Consider the following 19733-nt stretch of genomic DNA (forward strand, 5'->3'; position numbering starts at 1 on the left):
GGCGTGCCCGGCTGCGATAATGCGCGCCAGGGGCGACGCGCAGTGGGCGCGGACGTAAGCAGGAACAGGATGTGGCGTGGGTGTCAGGCAGTGGCGGTACGAAACAGGGGCGCTGCTGGTCGTCCTGCTGATGGGAGTGTTGCTTCCCGGTCTGGTGCACGCGCGCCTGGCCGAGGCCGGCCGGGATTTCCTGCTGGTTGGCGCACCGACGGACGAACCGACACCCCATCGTGGCTGTACGCCCGCGATGCTGGCCGGGCCGCGCGAGCAGGTAGAGGTACCGGCGCCGCCCGGGGGCTGGTCGGGGCAACCCCAGGCGCTGGATGTGTTCAACGTGTTCGCTGGCGAAGTCCGCGTACAGCATGGTGACCGCGAGATCTGCGGCAACATGCACGATGCGCGCACCCGTGATTCGCGCTTCCGCGCCGGCATCGGCCTGGTGGCGGTGCCAGCGGCAGGCAGCCATGAGCCGTTCCTGGTGTCGTGGCAGGCGCCGCTGAAAGCGCGCTGGGTGCCAACCTTGCGGCTGGGGGCGCCCAGTCCGGTCCAGCAGAACGATACCGCCCGCCTGCTGGTGCGCGCGGCCTGCATCGCGGTCGCGATCGCGCTGGCGCTGTCGGCATTGATGGCCTACCTGACCACCCGTGACCGCAGCTTCCTGGTCTACATCGGCGCGACGATCGTGGTGGTGGTGTGGCAGGCGGTTCTTGGCGGCTTGAGCGGCTACCCCGAACCGTGGCTGCCGGTGGGCGAGCGCGGTGCATGGTGGCTGCTGGCGCTGACCGCTGCGACCCAGGCGCTGGTACTGCCCGCTCTGTGGCGCCTCAACGGCGGGGACCGCTTGCTGCCACGCTCGCGGCCGGCACAGCAGGCTGTGCTGTGGGGCTTGATGGGCCTAGCCGCGTTGGTGCCGTGGCTGCGCTGGGAAACCCTGGCGCTGGTCGCGCAGAGCCTGCAGCTGACCTTCATCCTCGGTTGCCTGTTGTCACTGGCCGCTGGCATGCGTGCCTGGTTGCGCGGTGACTGCTGGGCGTTGGCGGGCCTGGCGGCGCTGGTGCCACTGCTGGTGATGATCGCAGCCGATGCCAGCAGTGCGGGGTGGCTGCTGGAGTACCGGGTGGAAGCACTGCAGCTGTCGGTGACCTGGCTGCTGATGATGGCCGCCTATGCCATGAACCAGCGGCTGGGCCGGCTGCGCCAGCAGCGCGATGAACTGCGCCAGCTGGCCGAAACCGACGGCCTGACCGGACTGCCGAATCGCCGCGCCGGCCTGCAGCAGCTGGCCCGTCACCTGGCACAGGTTGACCGTGAGCGCGGCCCGCTGGTGATCGGCTTCCTCGATATCGACCTGTTCAAGGACATCAATGACCGCCACGGCCATGCCGTAGGTGATCAGGTACTGGTGGCGGTGGCACGCGCACTGCGCCGCGGTGCGCAGCCAGGACGAAGTGGTGCGGATGGGCGGCGAGGAATTCCTGCTGCTGATGCCGGGCATGCCGCGCGAGGCGGCGTCGGCGCGCCTGGACCGCCTGCGCCAGCGCATCACCGAAGCCGGCCAGGCCCTGCAGGTGCCGGGCCTGGAAGTGACCGCCAGCATCGGACTGGCGCAGTGGCGGCCGGGTGAGGATGACCTGGCCGGGCTGCTGCGGCGGGCCGACCATGCCATGTACGTGGCCAAGCGGGCGGGTCGCAACCGGGTGTTCGACGGCGAAGAGCTCGATCCGCCGGCCCCGGCATGAAGCGCAGCGGGCGGCGATGCCGGATAATGGACCGATGACCACCCGACTCAACAAACATATCGCCGACACCGGCTTCTGCTCCCGCCGCGAGGCCGATCGCCTGATCGCCGCCCGCCGCGTCACCGTCAACGGCCACGCGGCCGGCACCGGTGCGGTGGTGGGCGAGGAAGACCAGGTGCTGGTCGACGGCCAGCCGCTGCGCGCGCGCGTGGCACGCAAGCCCGGCGCCCGCCGCCACGTCTACATCGCATTGAACAAGCCGGTAGGCGTCACCTGCACGACCGAAACTTCGGTCAAGGGCAACATCGTCGACTTCGTCGGCCACGAACAGCGCATCTTCCCGATCGGCCGCCTGGACAAGGAATCCGAGGGGTTGATCCTGATGACCAGCAACGGCGACATCGTCAACCAGATCCTGCGCGCCGAAAATGGCCACCAGAAGGAATACCTGGTGGCGGTAAACAAGCCGGTCACCGATGAGTTCCTGCGCGGCATGGCGCGCGGCGTGCGCATCCACGACCAGATGACGCTGCCGTGCAAGACCTCGCGCATCGCCAAGTTCGGCTTCCGCATCACCCTGCAGCAGGGCCTGAACCGGCAGATCCGCCTGATGGCCGCCGAATTCGGCTATCGCGTGACCCAGCTGCGCCGCGTGCGCATCGACAACATCAAGATCGGCGCGCTGAAGCCGGGCCAGTGGCGCAACCTGACCGAGCAGGAACTGCAGGGCCTGCTGCCGAAGCAGCTGGACTGGTAACGCGCGGTAGTGCCGGCCGCTGGCCGGCTGCTCCAGGCATCGAATGAGTGCGGGATGCCGGCCAGCGGCCGGCACTCCCCGTTGTGCGGATTGCGCACCGGCATCAGCTAGACTCCGCAGTGACCTGCCGGAACGTGACGCTGCATGATCAAGCCCGACAAGCCTGCCAACGAAGCCCTGCGGCTCGAGGCGCTGTACCGCTACCGGATCCTGGATTCGCAGCGTGAGAAATCCTTCGACGACCTGGTCGCGATCGCCAAGGCGGTCTGCGGTACCTCGATGGCGGCGGTGACCCTGATCGACGTCGAACGGCAGTGGTTCAAGTCGATCCAGGGCATCGACGCGGCGGAAAACCTGCGCAGCGAATCGATGTGTGGCCACGCCATCTTGCAGCCACAGGAAATCATGGTGGTCGAGGACGCGTTGCAGGACATCCGCTTCCATGACAACCCGGTGGTGACCGGCGACCCGCACATCCGCTTCTACGCCGGTGCGCCACTGATCAGTTCCGATGGCCTGCCTCTGGGCACGCTGTGCGTGTTCGATGCACATCCGCAGCACCTGCCCAGCGACAAGGCCGAGGCACTGGCCGCGCTGTCACGGCAGGTGATGCTGGTGATGGAACTGCGCCGTTTCGCGCTCGACATCCAGAAGCACATGCTGGAACGCGATGACTACGAGCGCCTGTTGGCGGAGTACCAGGACCTGCTGCTGGCGCAGAATGCCGACCTGGCCGAGCAGAGCCGCACCGATGCGTTGACCGGCCTGCCCAACCGCCGCGCGATGGCGGCAGCGCTGGAAGAGGCGGTGGCGGAGATCGAGGGGCAACCGGGCGTGGCCTGCGTGGCCCTGCTGGACATCGACCATTTCAAGCACATCAACGATTTCCAGGGCCACGCCACCGGCGACCGGGTGCTGGCCGAGCTGGGCGTGCTGCTGCGCTCGCATTTCGCTGGCCGTGGCATGGCGGCGCGCTATGGCGGCGAAGAGTTCGTGGCGGTAATGCCGGGCACCGACCTGCACACGGCCGAACTGCAATGCGAGTTCCTGCGCCTGGCCGTGGCTGACCTGCCGCTTGGATTCCCGGTCACGGTCAGCATCGGTGTTGCCCAGCACCAGCCAGGTGAAAGCGTGGATGACATGCTGGCGCGCCGACAAGGCGCTGTACCGGGCCAAGGGCAACGGTCGCAACCGGGTGGAACGGGCGGGCTGAAGCCCCAGGTAGATCCACGCCACGCGTGGATGAAAAATCCATTCGAAGGCCGTGCGCGTCGCATTCCCTGCGATCCACGTGCTGCACCATGCCGTCCCTGTTCCCACGGACACAACCATGCTGCAGACCCTGGCCATCGCCCACTATCGCTCGCTGCACGGGCTGGTACTGCCGCTGCAGCAGTTGAATGTGGTGACCGGTGACAACGGCAGTGGCAAGTCCAGCCTGTACCGCGCGCTGCGCCTGCTGGCGGAGACCGCGCAGGGCGGCGTCGCGGCGGTTCTGGCCCGCGAAGGTGGGCTCGGTTCGGCGCTGTGGGCGGGGCCGGAAAAAATGGACCGTCGGGTTGCTGCCGGTGAAATCCCCTTGCAGGGCGGCCCGCGTCAGGAATCGGTGGGATTGAAGCTGGGCTTCACCACCGACGAGTTCGGCTATGCCATCGACCTGGGCTACCCACCGCCCAGCCGTTCGGCCTTCGCACTGGACCCGCAGATCAAGGCCGAGGCGATCTGGGCCGGGCCGTTCCTGCGCAGCGCCAACCTGCTGGTCGACCGACGTGGGGCAATGGTGCGGCAACGCCATGCGCGCGGTTGGGATCTGGTCGATGACCGGTTGTCGCTGTTCGACAGTCTGTTCACCCAGGTTGGCGATCCGCAGCGCATGCCGGAAACCATCGCCCTGCGCGAGTACATCCGTCGCTGGCGCTTCTACGACCATTTCCGCAGCGACGCCGATGCCCCGGCACGGCAACCGGCGATGGCCACGCGCACGCCGGTGCTGCATCACGACGGTCGCGATCTGGCGGCGGCCTGGGTGACCATCCTCGAGATCGGTGATCCGGGCGCACTGGCGCGCAGCGTGGAGGATGCGTTCCCGGGCGCCACGGTGGGGTTCGAGGAACTGGATGGCCGGCTGGCCCTGCGCTTCCACCAGCCGGGGCTGCTGCGGCCGTTGTCGATGGCCGAGCTGTCCGACGGCACGCTGCGCTTCCTGCTGCTGGCCGCGGCACTGCACACGCCGCGCCCGCCGCCGCTGCTGGTGCTCAACGAACCGGAGACCAGTCTGCATCCGGACCTGCTGCCGGCGCTGGCGCGGCTGATCATCGCGGCCAGTGCGCGCAGCCAGGTGTGGGTGGTCTCACACGCCAGCCGACTGATCGCAGCACTGGAGCAGGCGCCCGGCTGTCATTCGCTGCACCTGCACAAGGAACAGGGCCGCACGCTGTTGAGCGGGCAGGGCTTGCTGGATGCCCCGGCATGGCACTGGCCGCAGCGCTGACAAGGCGATTCGCACCCTGCGCGGAGGCACTCAATCGGCGATGTTGCGCGCCTCGGCCGTGCCAAGAATTTCCGGATGCTGCACCGGCTTGCGGCGGTTCAACAACGGATGCAGGAACACCGCGCCGACGATGATCGCCACGCCCAGGTAGAACCACGGCGTGACCTCGTGCTGCTCGCGCAGCAGCACCACCGCCAGCACCACCGCGTAGACCGGTTCCAGGTTGGTCACCAGCTGCACCGTGTAGGCGCTCAGGTGGCGTAGCGCGACCAGGGCCAGGGCGAACGGCAGCAGCGTGCAGAACCCGGCCAGTACCAGCAGCAGGATGCCATCGTGCAGGTCCGGAACCATCCATAGCGGGCTGGCCAGCGCCGGCAGCAGGTAGGGCATCAGTGGCGCCAGCAGGGTCAGGGTGAGGGTGCCGGCGCCCAGCTCCAGTGCGGTGACTGTAAGCGGATCGGCGTGGCTGACCATGCGCTTGTTGAGCGAGCCGAACACCGCCACCAGCAGCGCCGATATCGCGCCGATCAACACACCCAGGCGCATGCCATCGGGCACGCCACCGACCACCAGTGCAACACCCGGCAGCACGGCCAGGCCGAAGGCGAGCTCACGCAGCTGGAACGGTCGCTTGGCGACCCACGGTTCGATGATCGAGGTGAACACCGGCGCCAGCGCGATGCAGGTGGCGGCCACCGAGGCGTTGGCCAGCTTCACCGCGCCGTAGAAGGTCAGCCAGTGCAGGGCGACCAGCGCGCCGATGCCAGCGTAGCCCGCCATCAGGCGCAGTGGCAGGGTGCGCAATCCGCGCCAGACCCGCGGCAGCAGCGCCAGCATCGCCGTCACCAGCAGCATGCGCCACCACACCAGCGGCAGCGCCGGCAGGGTGATCAACTTGCCGAGGATGGCGGTGACGCCCCACAGCAGGACACAGAAGTGGATCTGCCACAGCGCTTTGCGGGTGTCGGGTGTGCTCATCCGCCTATTGTGAGGCAAGGCGATGACCGCAGCGCTATCCGCGTGAGGATTTGCTGGCCCCATCTACCCGCCGCTGCAGGGCCATCGCCGCCGCCGGGTTGCGTGCCTTGCCCGCACCAATGCACAGCAGGTAGACCTCGCGCGGCTCTGACGGTGCCGGCGCGGCCAGGCAGGGCAGGTCGTCCACCGGTTCGCCGCGTGACCAGCGGCGTGCGCGTTCGGCCCAGCGCTGCTGCACGGGCGCCGGCAGGCCCTCGTTCAAGCGGGCCTGGCTGCGCTTGATCCGCGCGTAGACGAAGCCGGCACTGACATCGCCGTGCAAAGGCGCCTCGTCGCTGTCCTCGATCACCAGCGCCACGCCGTGGCGGCGCGCGGCGTCGACCAGTGCCGGGCCATGTGCCTCGGCGTTGCGGACCTCCAGCGCATGCTGCAGCGTCACCCCGTCCAATTGTTTCGGCAGCCGCGCCATCAGGGCACCCAATGCATCGGCATCGGCCGGATGGCGTGGATCGAATTGCCACAGCAACGGGCCAAGCCGGTCACCGAGCGCGAGTGCTGCCTGCAGGAAGGGCGCGGCCGCTTCCACCGTGCTGGAAAGGTCGCGGCGCTGCACCAGGTAGCGTGGTGCCTTCATCGAAAACCGGAAACCGTCGGGTGTCTGTGCGGCCCACTGCGCGCACTGCGCCGCTGTTGGCGTGCGGTAGAAGGTGCCGTTGATTTCGATGCAGCGCAGGGCGCGGCTGGCGTGGGCCAGTTCTTCACGCTGCGGCAGGCCCACGGGGTAGAAAACGCCGCCGCGCCATTCGGGAAACACCCAGCCACCGATGCCGCAGCGGATCTCCGCCGGACGGGCGGTCGCGGTCACTGGCCGTGGTCCGAGCGCCACGGGTCGTAGCTGCCGAACCACCACAGATAGCCTTCCGGGTCGGCGCAGGCGTAGCCGCGTCCGCCATAGTCCTGGTCGGCGATGTCGATGACAATGCGGGCACCGGCGGCCTTGGCCCGTGCATAGTGCGCATCGGCATCGGTGACGATCACGCAGGCGTTCTGGGTCTGGCGACCGCCGACCTCATCAGGCATCGCCGCATGCTGGTTCCACTCGCTTTCCTTGTCGGCCGAGCCGAGCATGATCATGCCGGTGCCGAAGGTCAGCTGTGCATGGAAGACCGTATCGCCATCGGCGTAGACGGCCTGGGCATGGAAGCCGAAGGCGCGCTGCAGCCAGTCGATGGCGGCCTGCGCGTCGCGATAGCGCAGGCACGGAATGATGGTGGAGCCGTTGCTCGGTTGGCCGTTCCCGCCCATGACACCCCTCCTATGGCACAGGGCAGGGTGCGCCGCAGACCGTTACCATCGCGCGAAACCCCGGTGACGGCCTGCACATGGCCGCCACCCCTGTTCGGAGATCGTGCTGGATGAAACCCTGGATTGGAGGAGCCGTGCTGCTGGCGTGCACGACCATGGCGAGTGCTGCCACCCCGGCGCAGCTGCAGGACCTGGATGCGACCGTCGAGCGCGTGCGCGCGCAGTTCGACGTGCCCGGCATTGCCGTGGCCGTGGTCAAGGATGGCGAGGTGGTGCTGGAACGCGGCTGGGGCGTGCGCGAGCAGGGCAAGCCGGAGCCGGTGCAGGCCGATACGCTGTTCGCCATTGCTTCCAACACCAAGGCGTTCACCGCCACCTCGCTGAACCTGCTGGCCGAGGACGGCAAACTGAAGATGGACGACAAGGTGATCGACCACCTGCCGTCGTTCCGCATGTCCGATCCGTTCGTGACCGGGCAGATGACGATCCGCGACCTGCTGTCGCATCGCAGCGGGCTGAGCCTGGGCGCAGGTGACCTGCTGTTCTGGCCGACCACCTCCTACAGCAATGCCGAAGTGGTGCAGCGGCTGGGCAAGGTGCCGCTGAAGGGCGGGTTCCGCGAGAGCTATGCGTACGACAACATCCTGTACGCGGTTACCCAGCAGGTGATCGAGCATGTCTCCGGCATGAGTTACCAGCAGTTCCTGCAGAGCCGCATCTTCGACAAGGTGGGCATGGCCGGCACACGCTACAACGCCGATCACCTGAAGCCGGGCGACAAGGCCGCGGTCGGCCACGCCAAGTACGATTTCAAGGACCTGCGTACCGTTGCACCGCTGACCTGGTCGAACAATGCCGGCGCCGGTGGCATCTATTCCAGTGCGCACGACATGGCGCGCTGGATGCAGGTGCAGCTGGACGAAGGCAAGCTGGCCGATGGCACCGCGCTGTTCAGCGACAAGAGCCAGCAGCAGATGTGGCGGATGATCACGCCGCAGTCGATTCCGGCGCCGAGCGTGCCGGAGCTGGCACCGGCGCGGGCCAACTTTGCCGGCTATGGCGAAGGCTGGAGCCTGAGCGACTACCGCGGCCAGAAACTGGTCTGGCATACCGGTGGCTGGCCGGGCATGGTCTCGCGTTTGACCCTGGTGCCAGGCGAGAAGCTGGGCGTGGTGGTGCTGACCAACCAGGAAGTAGGCGCGGCATTCAACGCGATCACCCTGAGCGTGCTTGATGCTTACCTGGGCGGTGAGAAGCACGACTGGGTGGACGCCTATGCCAAGGCTGTGGCCAAGGGCCAGGACAAGGCCGACGAGGCCTGGGCCAAGCACCAGAGCGCGCGACAAGGGCAGCAAGCCATCGCTGGCACTGGCCGGCTACACCGGCACGTTCCGCGACCGCTGGTATGGCGACATGCAGGTCAGTGCCGAGGGCAAGGCTCTGCGCCTGCGCTTCATGAAGACCGCGCAGCTGAGCGGGCGCCTGGAGCATTGGCAGCATGACACCTTCATCGTGCGCTGGGACGACCGTTCGCTCAACGCCGACGCGTTCGTGAACTTCAGCCTGGATCCGGACGGCAAGGTGCGCGAGGTGCGCATGCAGTCGATCTCCGACCTGACCGATTTCAGCTTCGATTTCCAGGACCTGCTGTTCACCCCGGTGAAATGACGCCGCCGGGCGTGGCCCGGCGCTGCCGTTTGACGAATCCCATCGGTAGTGCCGGCCGCTGGCCGGCAACCTGATGATCCCCGGAAACGTCACGAGGGGGCCGGCCAGCGGCCGGCACTACCGGAACCGCGGTGATCATCGGCTGGCGTACACACGCGGCGTGGGATACTCCGCCGGCTATTGATGGCGAGGGAATGCGATGTTCCGTTGGTTTGAATCCCTGATTCCGGTGTTCCCGCCCGTGGACGGGCGCATGCCGCCGCGCAAGGTGCTGCCGTTCTACCTGCACTACCTGCGCCCGGTGTGGCCGGTGCTGCTGGCCACCCTGATCGCCGGCCTGCTGCTGGCGCTGGTGGAAGTGGCGATGTTCGATTACCTGGGCCGCATCGTCGACATGGTCGCCGAGCAGCCGGGGGCCGATTTCTTCAAGCGCCATGCCAACGAGCTGGGCTGGATGCTGTTCATCACGGTCATCGCGCGGCCGATCCTGGTCGGCCTGCACAACCTGCTGGTCAACCAGGCCATCGTGCCTGGCCTGAGCAACCGCTCGCGCTGGCTGATGCACAACTACGTGGTGCGGCAGAGCCTGAACTTCTTCCAGAACGACTTCGCCGGCAGCGTGGCCAACCGGGTGATGCAGACCGGTACCTCGCTGCGCGAATCGGCAGTGCAGATGGTCGACTCGCTCTGGTACATCGTGGTCTACACCGGCACCGCGCTGTACCTGTTCGCGCAGGCCGACTGGCGGCTGATGGTGCCGTTGATCCTGTGGCTGCTGGCCTATGCAGTGATCCTGGCCTACTTCGTTCCGCGCGCGAAGGAACGCGCATGGATCGCCTCCGAAGCGCGTTCCAAGGCGATGGGCCGCATCGTTGATGGCTACACCAACATTCCCACGTTGAAGCTGTTCGCCCATGGCGGACGCGAGCAGGCCTATGTGGCCGAGTCGATCCAGGAACTGGCGGTCAAGCACCGTGCGCAGACCCGCATCACCACCGGCATGGACCTGACCATCGCCATCGTCAACGGTTTCCTGATTGCCGGTACCTGTGGGCTCGCGCTGTGGCTGTGGAATGGCGGTCACATCACCGTCGGTGCGATCACGCTGGCGACCGGCCTGGTGATCCGCATCCACAACATGTCCGGCTGGATCATGTGGACCATCAACGGCATCTTCGAGGACATCGGTACGGTGCAGGATGGCATCACCACCATTGCCCAGCCGCTGACCGTGCAGGACCGCGAGGATGCAGTGCCGTTGCAGGTGACCCGTGGTGGCGTGCACTTCCAGGACATCCACTTCCACTACGGCAAGAAGGGCGGTGTGATTGCCGGCCTCGATCTGGTGGTGAAGCCGGGTGAGAAGATTGGCCTGGTCGGCCCGTCCGGTGCCGGCAAGTCGACTCTGGTCAACGTGCTGCTGCGCCTGTACGACCTGGAAAGCGGCCGTATCCTGATCGATGATCAGGACATTGCGTACGTTACGCAGGAAAGCCTGCGCCAGCAGATCGGGGTGGTCACCCAGGACACCTCGCTGTTGCATCGTTCGATTCGCGACAACCTGCTGTATGGCCGCCCCGATGCCACTGACGAGCAGCTGCATGCCGCCGTGGCCAAGGCGCGCGCCGCAGCCTTCATCGATACGCTGGTGGACGGGCAGGGCCGGCGTGGCTACGACGCGCACGTGGGCGAGCGCGGCGTGAAGCTGTCCGGTGGTCAGCGCCAGCGCATCGCCATCGCCCGCGTGCTGCTGAAGGACGCACCGATCCTGGTGCTGGATGAGGCGACCTCGGCGCTGGACTCGGAAGTGGAAGCGGCGATCCAGGACAGCCTGGACCAGCTGATGGGCGGCAAGACGGTGATCGCGATCGCGCACCGGTTGTCGACCATCGCACGCATGGACCGGCTGGTGGTGATGGACCAGGGCCGCATCGTCGAGACCGGCAGCCACGCCGAATTGATTGCGGCCGGTGGCCTGTACGCGCGGTTGTGGGCGCGGCAGACCGGTGGTTTTGTGGCTGCCGACCAGTAGATCCACGCCATGCGTGGATGCATCCCTTGGGGTCGGATCCCTTTCCGCAGGAAAGAGCTCTGACCCCAGTGTGTTTCCGGAGACCCGCATGATCCACCCGCTACGCCCTTTGCTGCTCGCGCTTGCCCTGGTCAGTTCAGCTGCGGCAGCCGCGCCAGCCCCCGTGCACGGCGAAGCCCTCGAGCAGGTCATCCTTCTCAGCCGCCACAACCTGCGCGCACCGGTGGTGGCATCGGGCGCGTTGGCCAATGCGACTCCGGAGCGCTGGCCGAGCTGGGACGTAGGCGCCGGCGAGCTGACCACCAAGGGCGGCGTGCTGGAGGTCTACATGGGCCGTTACATCGGCCAGTGGCTGCGCCACGCACAGCTGCTGCCGGTATCAGGCTGCCCGCAGCCGGCGGATTTCCACGCCCATGCCAACAGCCTGCAGCGCACCCAGGCGACCGCACAGTTCTTCGTTGCAGGTGCCTTCCCGGGCTGCCACGTTGCGATCGAGCAGCGCATGCCGCTGGGCACGATGGATCCCTTGTTCAATCCGGTGATCCACAACAGAGACACGCTCTTCCGCGAGCGCGCTGTCGGCGATGCAACAGGCGCAGGCCGCATCGGATCTGGCACCGGCGCTGGCGGCGGTGGAGGCGATCACCCGCTACCCGCAGTCGGCTGCGTGCGCAGGTCGCAGCGAATGCGACCTGACGCCGGCCGATTCCATTTTCAGCGCAGAGCCGGGCAGGGAACCGCGTATTTCCGGTTCACTGGCTCTGGCCAGCGGGCTGGTCGATGCCTTGTTGATGGAGCACTACCAGGGCAGTGGCATTCCCCGCGAAGGCTGGGGCCGATTGAACACGGAGACCCAATGGCAGGCGCTGGCGCAGATCCGCAACGGCTACCAGGACATCCTGTTCGGAACACCCGAGGTGGCGCGTGACGTGTCCGCGCCACTGCTGGCAAGAGTGAATGCGTTGTTCGAGGACCCGGCAGCGCCGAATGTGAGCCTGCTGGTCGGCCACGATTCCAACATCGGTTCCGTGCTGGCGGCGCTGGGAATCACGGACTACACGTTGCCGGGCCAGTACGAGAAGACGCCGATCGGCGGCCTGCTGCAGTTTGAACGCTGGCGTGATCGTGGGGCCGGCGAAGCGCGTTATCGGTTGGTGTATGTCCATCCCACGCGCGAGCAGCTGCGTGGTGCTATCCCGTTGACCGACGCGCAGCCGCCGGGGCGGGTGGAGCTGGCGCTGCCGGGCTGTGGGCCGTCGGGTTGCAGTGAAGTGCAGTTCAAGAACCTGCTGCATTCACCTTGAATCCGGGATGGATGGCAGCGTCGCATTATGATGAGGCGGAAGCCGCTTCGCGCCCCGTATGCCCGGAATCGGGTAGTCTCCAGCGATCAATCAAGCGATCTCGGTGAGTCATGAACATCACGGACTTTCTTGTAATGGACGGTGATGGAGATGAAATATGGGCGGATCCCCATGGCAGCAACATTGCCTTTACGTGTTTTGATTGTGGATATCCGGTGGTGGCCGATGCCTCGGAGAACCAGCGTGGGAGCGATGAGGATTGTCCCGCTGCCTGCCGCGGGTGTGGTGTGGAGTACTTCCTCGATTTGAGACTGAACTCGAGGAAGCTGTATATCCACATCGTCTGATTGAGTGGCGTCAGAAGCGGGGCGGACCAATGTTCGCACCCACCAGGATGGCAGCTCGCAACTGCCAGAACAGAAAACGGCCCGGGTTTCCCCGGGCCGTTCCGTTTCCAACTCACACCTGCGCGATCACTCGATCGGCTGGTCCAGCATCAGCTGGCGTGCGAAGCGCACCGGCGGGGCGCCATAGGACAGCATCTGGTCGTGATAGGCCTTGAGGTTGAACTTGTCACTCAGCTTGTCCTGCATCGCCTTGCGGGTGTCGAAGTGTTCCTGCGCACCGACGAAGTAGGTCGGCAGCTGTGCCGAGGTCAGCTGCGCGCGCACCCACTTGCCCGAGGCTTCGCTCTCCTGCTGGAAGGCATCATGGGTCATCAGGCGCATCGCCTTTGCGCGATCCCAGTTGTCCACGTGCACGCCCTGGTCGAGGATCGCGTTGGAGATCGTGCGCAGGTAGAACTTCAGCTGCACCAGGTGGAACAGCGGGTCGTTGTTGAGGTAACCCTGCTCCTGCATCATGCGCTCGGTGTAGACCGCCCAGCCTTCGGCGAACAGGCCCGAACGCAGCACCGCACGCAGGGTGGAGGGGAACTTGGCCGAGTGCCAGCCTTCCAGGTAATGGCCCGGAGTACCTTCGTGGATGCTCAGCAGGTGGATCATGCGCGAGTTGTACTCACGCAGGAACGAGTCGACCTGCTTGTCGTTCCAGTCGTCCGGAATCGGCGACACGGCGTAGAAGGTCTTCAGGTTCTTGTCCAGCGGGCCCGGCGAATCGCAGTAGGCCACGGCCACGCCACGCTGGAATTCCGGCATCAGGATGATGTCCACCGGCGCGTCGGGCAGCGTCATCAGATCGTGCTCGCGCACGAATGCGGTGGACTGCTCCAGTGCGGCCTTGGCATCGTCGACGACCTTGTCGCGCGCTGGCTTGTTGGCGTAGGCCAGCTCCAGCGCGGCCTCGATCGCCTTCTGCTGCTGCTCGTCGGTCGGCTGTGCCGGCATCTCCGGTGCGCCCGGCTTGTCCTTCAGCACGGTCTGCGCGATGCCGTACATGTCTTCGCGCACGCGCTTGAGTTCGGCGCGTGCTCGCTCACCGATCTCCTGGCGCGACAGCGACGAGTTCAGCGCGAACTTCAGCTTCTGATCGTACTTTTCCGCACCGATGCGGAAGTCGCCCTTGGCGTTCGGCACCAGGGTCTTGTCCAGCCAGGTCTGCTGTTCGTCCACCGCCTTCTTCAGCCCATCGATGGCGGCCTGCAGGCGCTGCTGGTCGGCCTGCGGCAGTTCACCGATGTGCGGGGTGATGAAGGTATCGACGATGCTCAGGATGCCCTTGTTCTGCTTGGCCACCGTCTCGGCATGGATCTTCGGCACACGGGCCGGGTCCAGGTTCTCGCGGGCCTGAGCGAAGATCGCCGGCAGCTTTTCCATGCGTGCGGTGGCCGACTTCAGGCGCTCCGGCAGCGGCGCGAACTCGCGCGCCATCAGGCCGTAGATCGCGCTGCCAGCGATGCCGTTGTACAGCTGCGGGTCCCACTTGCCGGACTGCAGCACTTCGGCGTTCCAGATTTCCGACTGCAGCTGGTTGCGCAGGATCGCTGCGTCCACCTGGTTCTCGCGGCCCAGCTTGGCCACCTCGATCTTGTCCAGCTCGCCCAGCAATGCCTTGTAGGCGGCCACGGTCTTCTGCTGGCCGGCGGCACTCAGGTCATCCAGCTCGCTGTCGTAGCGGTGGTCACCGATCTGGGTGGCGCTGACCGGCGAGAGCTGCATCCAGGTGTCCAGGGCGCGCTTGGACAGGTCGGCGAAGGCGGCATCGACCGCCGCGTCACCGGCCTGCTGGCTGGCGGCCGGGGTGGAACCGTTGGTCGGGGCGTCGGCCGGCTGGCAACCGGCCAGGGCGGCGACCAGGGCGAGGGCAAGAAGATGCGGGCGCATCGGCGTTCCTGTACAGGGTCAAACCCCGAGCATAGGGCCCCAGGGCTGCTTTGTCCCCGTGCCATAGGATTACCATGGGCACTGACAAGGCCCTCCAGCGGAGCGCAGGACATGGAATACCAGGGAAGCTGCCATTGCGGCAGGATCGCATTCACCGTACAGGCCGAGGCGCCGATCAGCGACGTCATCGACTGCAACTGCTCGATGTGCCGTCGCCGCGGCAGCCTGCTGTGGTTCGCCCCGCGTGCGGCGTTCCAGCTGAGCACCAATCCCGCGGACGTGGCCACCTACCACTTCAACAAGGCCTACATCGATCATCACCATTGCCGCGAGTGCGGCGTTGCCCCCTACAGCGAAGCGGTGGACCCGCGCACCGGCACGCCGATGGTAGCGGTGAACGTGCGCTGCGTACCGCAGGTGGATCTGGCCACGTTGGCGGTGATGTCCTACGACGGAGCGGCACTGTGACGCCGGTGCGCGCGTGGACGCGCGTGGTGGCGATGCCGGTGCTGCTGCTGGCGCTGGCGGCCTGTGCCAAGAACAGCGAGAGGGCGCAGGAGGCGGGTGCCGCCGCTGCCGATGCTGCTGTCGCTTCGCCGGAAGGCGCATTCCTCGCCTACGAACACGACGTGCAGGTGCAGCTGGAAGCGGCGCAGATTGCACCGCGCATCCAGCAGGTGGCGCAGGCCTGCCAGAGCGCGAAGTTCGGTGACTGCGCGGTGCTGCAGGTCGACCAGCGCAGTGGCGAGCAGCCCAGCGGCGAGGTCAAGGTACGCATCGCGCCGAAGGGTACCGAGCCGCTGATCGCGATGGCCGGTGAAGGCGGCACGCCGCAGGCGCGCAATACGCGCGCCGAGGACCTGGCGCAGGAGGTGGCAGACACCGCACTGACCAAGGCGCGGCTGGAGAAGGAACACGCGCGGTTGCTGTCCTACCAGGACCGCAAGGACCTGAAGATCGAGGACCTGATGGCGATCACCACGCGCCTGTCGGAAATCGAAGCCGGGGTCGAACAGGCCAACAAGGATTCAGCGCAGCAACGCCGGCGCATCGATACCCAGCTGGTCACGATGCACTTCGATACCACTTCGGGCCAGCGCAGCCGCAGCGAGATCGGCGAGGCGCTGAGTGAATCGGGCAGCATCCTCAGCACCAGCATTGCGTTCCTGATTCGTGCCGCGGCCGCGCTGCTGCCGGTGGCGGTGCTGGCCCTGATCGTGGCATGGGGTGCGCGGGCGTGGTGGCGTCGCCGCCGCCGCAGGCTGCCGCCCAGCCTCTGAGGTGAAGGTTGATGCCGGCAACCCGCCGGCATCAGCCCTCGTCGGTCTCGTACTCGACGAACACATCCAGCTCCAGCGCCAGTTCCTGCACCGCATCGCGCACCTTCTGCGCGGTGCTTTCGTTGCCGACTTCCACCTCCAGTTCGTGGATGCCCGGGCCGATGTCATCGGACAGCCCGGCCGAACTGGAATCGTCGTCGTCCATGTGCGGCATCAGGTCGTCGGTTTCCTCGACATGTTCGATGCCGTCCAGGCCGAGCAGCAGGTCGCTGATGGCACGGGCGTCGTCTTCGGTTCCGGTGATGCGCAGTCGCAGCATGGCCATGGCGTCGATACGGTGTGGGGTTGCCTGCAGCCTAGCCAGCGTGAAGCAAAGAACGGGTGAGGGCGCAGTCAGCCGTGCGTGGCCGGGCGCCCGAGCAGGCTTTCCGGCAATGCGGGAATCGGTGTGCGTTCGTCCTGCGCCTGCTCCAGCAACCAGTCGATGAACAGGCGCGCGGCGTGGCTCGGCGGTTGCCCTTCGGCATGCACCACGTGATACGCGTAGCGCGCCTTCAGCGCCGGGCCAGGCAGGCGTACCACCTCGTAGCGCTGCAGGTAGGGCTGCGCGATATGGGTACGTGCCAGCACCGCGCCCATGCCGTACACCGCGGCACGCATTGCATCGGTGCTGTCGGCGAAGGTATGCATCGGCGGCAGCGGCGACGGTGGACGCACGCCCGCGTGGCGGAACCAGTCGCGCCAGCCCTGCGGCGACAGATCGGTCAGCAGTGGCAGGTCGGCGATGCGCGCCGGATCGACCAGCGTTTCAACCCCGGCCAGCGCCGGCGAGGCCACCGGGAACAGGTAGTCATCCATCAGGTGCTGTGCACGCAGGCCCGGCCACTGGCCCAGGCCATAGCGGATGCCGACTTCCGGGCCGTTGTCGTCGTAGCGATCCAGCCCGCTGCCCGTGTGCAGTTCGATGCGGATGTGCGGATGGGCCTGGGTGAAGCGTGGCAGCCGTGGCAGCAGCCAGCAGTAGGACAGCGAGCGCAGCGTGGTGATCCGCAGCGGCACGCTGTCGGCATCCGGCTGCAGGTGATGGGCGACGGCCGCGACATCGGAGAAGGCGGCGCTGGCGGCGTCGGCCAGCTGCCGGCCCTCGGCAGTCAGGCGCACGCCGCGGGCGTGGCGCAGGAACAGCCGGGTTTCCAGCACCTCCTCCAGCCGGCGCACATGGTGGCTGACCGCGCTGGCGGTCAGGTGCAGCTCCTGTGCGGCCTGGGCGAAGTTCTGGTGGCGCGCGGCGACCGCGAACACGGCCAGTGCGGGGAGCAGGGAAGGGCGTAGCTGCATGTCGAGCCTCAAACCATATTTGTGGCTGGCAGCGATACTACGCGCTTGTGCGGCAGGCGTCTGCGCCTGATCCTGTCTGCCTTGACGAGGAAAAGACGATGGACGGAGGCAGGGCATGAATGCGGTCCCACAGGCGGCCGAGCGCGACTGGCGCACACCGCTGGAATTGGCCCTGCTGGGCGCCATCTGGGGCTGCTCGTTCCTGTTCATGCGGGTGGCGGTGCCGTCGTTCGGCCCGTTCGCGCTGGTCGAGGTACGGCTGGTGCTGGGCGCGCTGGTGCTGCTGCCATTCCTGTGGCGCGCTCGCGCGCAGTTCCCGCCGCCGCGCTGGCTGTGGCTGGCACCGATCGGCCTGATCAACTCGGCGCTGCCGTTCGTGCTGTTCGCTTATGCGGCGGAGCGGGCCCCTGCTGCGATCGGCGCGATCTGCAATGCGATGACCGTGTTGTTCGCTGCGCTGATCGCCTTCCTGTTCTTTGGCGAGAAGATCGGCATGCGCCGCGCTGGCGCGTTGCTGGTCGGCTTTGCCGGCGTGGTCGTGCTGGCCACGGCCAAGGTGTCGGGCCTGAGCATCGGCACCGCGGTGCTGGCCGGTGCGGCGGCCTCGCTGCTGTACGGTCTGGGCGTCAACCTGGTGAAGCGGCACATGACCGGCCTGCCGTCGGCGGCGGCGGCGGCGGCAACGCTGTCGTGTGCCTCGCTGTGGATGCTGCCGATGGCGGTCAGCCATTGGCCGCAGGCGGCGATTCCGGCCAAGGCCTGGGGCGCGGCGATTGCCCTGGGCGTGGCCTGCACCGGGCTGGCGTTCCTGATGTTCTATCGCCTGATCGGGCGTATCGGACCGTCGCGTGCGTCGACGGTGACCTACCTGATTCCGCTGTTCGGTGCGGCGTTTGCGTGGTTGTTCCTGGGTGAGCCGGTGACGCTGCAGATGCTGATTGCCGGTGTGTTGATCCTGGGTAGCGTGGCGGTGAGTCAGAAGGGCTGAGGCGTTTAGCGCGTGGCGCGTGCTGAGGGTGCTTCATTGTTCATGGGCGTTACTTTTCTTTGTACGCAAAGAAAAGTAACCAAAAGAAACGTTCCGCCGGTCACGAGCCGATGCGCGTTGCGCATCGGTGCCCTGCGCTCCTCGGCCCGTCGAGGGACGGCGCGGGAACTCGCTGCGCTCAGACACCCGCGCCTCTTCGCCCTCGCCGGACCTGCGGTGCTCGGCTCGCTCAAGGCGGACTGGAAGGTCAAGATCAACCGCAAAAGCATCCACGCATGGCGCGGATCTACTGGGTGCAGCTGCGGCCTTTGATCTGGGTCCGCCTTGAGCGAGCCGAGCATCGCAGGGGAATCAGGGGCGAAGAGGCGCCGATGTTTGAGCGCAGCGAGTTCGGCGCCGTCCCCTGATTCACCGAGAAGCGCAGGGGACCGGCGTGCGAAGCACGGCGGCTCGCGACCTGGCGGCGCGTTTCTTTTGGTTACTTTTCTTTTCGCGCGAAAAGAAAAGTGACGCCCATGAACGATGAAGCACCTTCAGCACGCGCCACGTGCAGAACCCGCAACGGCGTTACTTCACCGGCACCGGAACATTGCAAAGATCGATGTGCCCCGCCGGGCGCTTGTAGAAATCATCCACGCGATTGCGTCGCGCCTCGACCGTATCGGCAAAGGTCTTTGAATCGGTGCGCAGCACCTGGATCGGCGTGCGCTCGGCCGCCGGCACATCGCTGGCGCGGCGGATCGACACGATCGGCGTACGCAGCTTCGGGTCGGTGTAGAAGCCCATCGGCGCCGGTCCGCGCGGGATCGCGCTGAGCAGCTCCATGCCCTTCAGCACGCGGCCGACGAGGGTGATGTTGCGGTCCAGCTGGCGCGGCGACTGGCCGGTCACCACGTACAGTTCGGCGCCGATGCTGCTGTCTTCTTCATTGCTGCGGCCGGCGCCGAGCATGCCGTAGCAGTGCGCCAGCCAGGCCTTGCCGGCCTGCGGGTCCTGGCCGACCGGGAAGCCGTCGACGAATCCGGTCTGCGCGGCCCAGCCATCGCGGTCCGGCAGCACGCTGACCTTCAGGCCGGCGCTGGCGCGCTCGAACTCGGCCGGCAGCTTGCGCGCGGCACTGCCGAACGGCTTGGCCTTGGCTGCGTCATCGGCGTCGGCATCGCCGAACTGCACCACGAAGTTGTCCTGCGAGCGGTAGATGCTGGTGCCGTCCCAGAAGTGCTCGTGGGCGAAGGTCTGGATGTTGGCGACATGGCGCGGGGCGAACTGCGGCGCCAGCTCGATGATCACCCGCCCGGCCGGCAGGTCCATGTACAGCAGGTTGGCCGGGTCCGGGGTGCGCCAGTCGCTGGCCGGCGAGACGTCCAAGATCTGCTGCGGGCTGCGGTAAGGCGTGGCCGCGCTGGCCATGGCGGGCAGCAGGCAGGCGAGGGCGAGGGCGGTCAGGGCAAGGCGACGGCGGTGCGGCATGGGAACCCCGGAACATGAACGAGGCTTCGATTCTGCGCGAGCAATTCGGTCACGCCAACCGGCAGAGTGACTAACGACACATTCGCTATACCGAACTTCGC

At 66.8% G+C, this 19733-nt stretch carries 15 protein-coding genes and 4 pseudogenes; 12 read left to right on the forward strand and 7 right to left on the reverse strand.

Annotation, left to right across the window (positions count from 1 at the left end; genetic code table 11):
* The first annotated feature begins 76 nt into the window (after positions 1–76).
* From ACZK2V_RS06760 to ACZK2V_RS06775, 4 genes and pseudogenes are all read left to right on the forward strand, one after another.
* Positions 77–1739, forward strand: a pseudogene (locus tag ACZK2V_RS06760) (sensor domain-containing diguanylate cyclase).
* 34 nt (positions 1740–1773) lie between these two features.
* Positions 1774–2496, forward strand: a complete 723-nt coding sequence (locus ACZK2V_RS06765; protein WP_049424580.1) for a pseudouridine synthase — start codon at positions 1774–1776, stop codon at positions 2494–2496.
* Between the two features lie 144 nt (positions 2497–2640).
* A pseudogene (locus tag ACZK2V_RS06770) lies at positions 2641–3709 on the forward strand (sensor domain-containing diguanylate cyclase).
* 117 nt (positions 3710–3826) lie between these two features.
* Complete coding sequence (locus ACZK2V_RS06775; RefSeq protein ID WP_032128350.1) at positions 3827–4987, forward strand: AAA family ATPase; 1161 nt, start codon at positions 3827–3829, stop codon at positions 4985–4987.
* A gap of 30 nt (positions 4988–5017) precedes the next feature.
* Here the strand turns inward: ACZK2V_RS06775 and ACZK2V_RS06780 are convergent, their stop codons facing one another.
* From ACZK2V_RS06780 to ACZK2V_RS06790, 3 genes are read right to left on the reverse strand one after another with little or no spacing between them, the layout of a single operon-like run.
* The gene (locus tag ACZK2V_RS06780) at positions 5018–5965 is read right to left on the reverse strand and encodes a DMT family transporter (RefSeq protein WP_486323042.1); all 948 of its coding nucleotides are present in this window, start codon (positions 5963–5965) and stop codon (positions 5018–5020) included.
* Positions 5966–5999: 34 nt separating this feature from the next.
* Positions 6000–6830, reverse strand: coding sequence for a DUF72 domain-containing protein (locus ACZK2V_RS06785; RefSeq protein WP_486323043.1), 831 nt, complete (start codon positions 6828–6830; stop codon positions 6000–6002).
* Positions 6827–7270: a VOC family protein gene (locus ACZK2V_RS06790; RefSeq protein WP_049424589.1), complete on the reverse strand. Its 444-nt coding sequence runs from the start codon at positions 7268–7270 to the stop codon at positions 6827–6829. Before ACZK2V_RS06790 ends, ACZK2V_RS06785 begins: the two co-directional genes overlap by 4 nt.
* Positions 7271–7380: 110 nt before the next feature.
* Here ACZK2V_RS06790 and ACZK2V_RS06795 point away from each other — a divergent pair.
* The 4 genes and pseudogenes from ACZK2V_RS06795 (at position 7381) to ACZK2V_RS06810 (ending at position 12621) form a co-directional block, all read left to right on the forward strand.
* Positions 7381–8938, forward strand: a pseudogene (locus ACZK2V_RS06795) (serine hydrolase).
* 199 nt (positions 8939–9137) lie between these two features.
* Positions 9138–10970 (forward strand): multidrug efflux ABC transporter SmrA, encoded by a 1833-nt coding sequence (gene smrA, locus ACZK2V_RS06800; protein ID WP_049424593.1) that lies wholly within the window; start codon positions 9138–9140, stop codon positions 10968–10970.
* Between the two features lie 88 nt (positions 10971–11058).
* Positions 11059–12274, forward strand: a pseudogene (gene agp / locus ACZK2V_RS06805) (bifunctional glucose-1-phosphatase/inositol phosphatase).
* A 110-nt stretch (positions 12275–12384) separates the two neighbouring features.
* Positions 12385–12621: a hypothetical protein gene (locus tag ACZK2V_RS06810; protein WP_049424597.1), complete on the forward strand. Its 237-nt coding sequence runs from the start codon at positions 12385–12387 to the stop codon at positions 12619–12621.
* Positions 12622–12747: 126 nt separating this feature from the next.
* On the opposite strand, the gene ACZK2V_RS06815 is transcribed toward ACZK2V_RS06810, so the two are convergent.
* Complete coding sequence (locus tag ACZK2V_RS06815; RefSeq protein ID WP_486323044.1) at positions 12748–14556, reverse strand: DUF885 domain-containing protein; 1809 nt, start codon at positions 14554–14556, stop codon at positions 12748–12750.
* 111 nt (positions 14557–14667) lie between these two features.
* On the opposite strand from ACZK2V_RS06815, the gene ACZK2V_RS06820 reads away from it, so the two are divergent.
* On the forward strand, positions 14668–15024 hold the full coding sequence (locus tag ACZK2V_RS06820; RefSeq protein ID WP_486323045.1) for a GFA family protein: 357 nt from the start codon (positions 14668–14670) through the stop codon (positions 15022–15024).
* A gap of 32 nt (positions 15025–15056) precedes the next feature.
* Positions 15057–15836: a DUF4349 domain-containing protein gene (locus tag ACZK2V_RS06825; RefSeq protein WP_486323310.1), complete on the forward strand. Its 780-nt coding sequence runs from the start codon at positions 15057–15059 to the stop codon at positions 15834–15836.
* A 31-nt stretch (positions 15837–15867) separates the two neighbouring features.
* On the opposite strand, the gene ACZK2V_RS06830 is transcribed toward ACZK2V_RS06825, so the two are convergent.
* Both ACZK2V_RS06830 and ACZK2V_RS06835 read right to left on the reverse strand, forming a co-directional pair.
* Positions 15868–16161 carry a hypothetical protein gene (locus tag ACZK2V_RS06830; protein WP_005415831.1) on the reverse strand — a complete coding sequence of 98 codons (294 nt, stop codon included), beginning with the start codon at positions 16159–16161 and terminating at the stop codon, positions 15868–15870.
* 68 nt (positions 16162–16229) lie between these two features.
* Entirely contained in the window at positions 16230–17174 is a 945-nt protein-coding gene (locus ACZK2V_RS06835) for a LysR substrate-binding domain-containing protein (RefSeq protein ID WP_188488558.1), read from the reverse strand.
* A 115-nt stretch (positions 17175–17289) separates the two neighbouring features.
* Between ACZK2V_RS06835 and ACZK2V_RS06840 the strand changes: the two genes are divergently transcribed.
* Together ACZK2V_RS06840 and ACZK2V_RS06845 are read left to right on the forward strand one after the other, a co-directional pair.
* Entirely contained in the window at positions 17290–18162 is an 873-nt protein-coding gene (locus tag ACZK2V_RS06840; protein ID WP_486323046.1) for a DMT family transporter, read from the forward strand.
* Positions 18163–18437: 275 nt separating this feature from the next.
* On the forward strand, positions 18438–18569 hold the full coding sequence (locus ACZK2V_RS06845) for a hypothetical protein (protein ID WP_486323047.1): 132 nt from the start codon (positions 18438–18440) through the stop codon (positions 18567–18569).
* 160 nt (positions 18570–18729) lie between these two features.
* Here ACZK2V_RS06845 and ACZK2V_RS06850 read toward each other — a convergent pair whose 3' ends face one another.
* Positions 18730–19632, reverse strand: a complete 903-nt coding sequence (locus ACZK2V_RS06850; protein ID WP_486323048.1) for a peptidylprolyl isomerase — start codon at positions 19630–19632, stop codon at positions 18730–18732.
* Between the last annotated feature and the right edge of the window lie 101 nt (positions 19633–19733).

It is taken from the genome of Stenotrophomonas sp. 93052_Sma, from assembly GCF_056481145.1.

What these genes read in the sequence shown, in the direction of transcription:
- ACZK2V_RS06810 (WP_049424597.1), top strand. Translation starts at nt 12,385, where the DNA reads ATGAACATCACGGACTTTCTTGTAATGGACGGTGATGGAGATGAAATA.
- ACZK2V_RS06825 (WP_486323310.1), top strand. Translation starts at nt 15,057, where the DNA reads ATGCCGGTGCTGCTGCTGGCGCTGGCGGCCTGTGCCAAGAACAGCGAG.
- ACZK2V_RS06840 (WP_486323046.1), top strand. Translation starts at nt 17,290, where the DNA reads ATGAATGCGGTCCCACAGGCGGCCGAGCGCGACTGGCGCACACCGCTG.
- ACZK2V_RS06775 (WP_032128350.1), top strand. Translation starts at nt 3,827, where the DNA reads ATGCTGCAGACCCTGGCCATCGCCCACTATCGCTCGCTGCACGGGCTG.
- ACZK2V_RS06850 (WP_486323048.1), bottom strand. Translation starts at nt 19,632, where the DNA reads ATGCCGCACCGCCGTCGCCTTGCCCTGACCGCCCTCGCCCTCGCCTGC.
- ACZK2V_RS06790 (WP_049424589.1), bottom strand. Translation starts at nt 7,270, where the DNA reads ATGGGCGGGAACGGCCAACCGAGCAACGGCTCCACCATCATTCCGTGC.
- ACZK2V_RS06820 (WP_486323045.1), top strand. Translation starts at nt 14,668, where the DNA reads ATGGAATACCAGGGAAGCTGCCATTGCGGCAGGATCGCATTCACCGTA.
- ACZK2V_RS06845 (WP_486323047.1), top strand. Translation starts at nt 18,438, where the DNA reads ATGGCGCGGATCTACTGGGTGCAGCTGCGGCCTTTGATCTGGGTCCGC.
- ACZK2V_RS06835 (WP_188488558.1), bottom strand. Translation starts at nt 17,174, where the DNA reads ATGCAGCTACGCCCTTCCCTGCTCCCCGCACTGGCCGTGTTCGCGGTC.
- ACZK2V_RS06815 (WP_486323044.1), bottom strand. Translation starts at nt 14,556, where the DNA reads ATGCGCCCGCATCTTCTTGCCCTCGCCCTGGTCGCCGCCCTGGCCGGT.
- ACZK2V_RS06765 (WP_049424580.1), top strand. Translation starts at nt 1,774, where the DNA reads ATGACCACCCGACTCAACAAACATATCGCCGACACCGGCTTCTGCTCC.
- ACZK2V_RS06830 (WP_005415831.1), bottom strand. Translation starts at nt 16,161, where the DNA reads ATGGCCATGCTGCGACTGCGCATCACCGGAACCGAAGACGACGCCCGT.
- ACZK2V_RS06780 (WP_486323042.1), bottom strand. Translation starts at nt 5,965, where the DNA reads ATGAGCACACCCGACACCCGCAAAGCGCTGTGGCAGATCCACTTCTGT.
- smrA (WP_049424593.1), top strand. Translation starts at nt 9,138, where the DNA reads ATGTTCCGTTGGTTTGAATCCCTGATTCCGGTGTTCCCGCCCGTGGAC.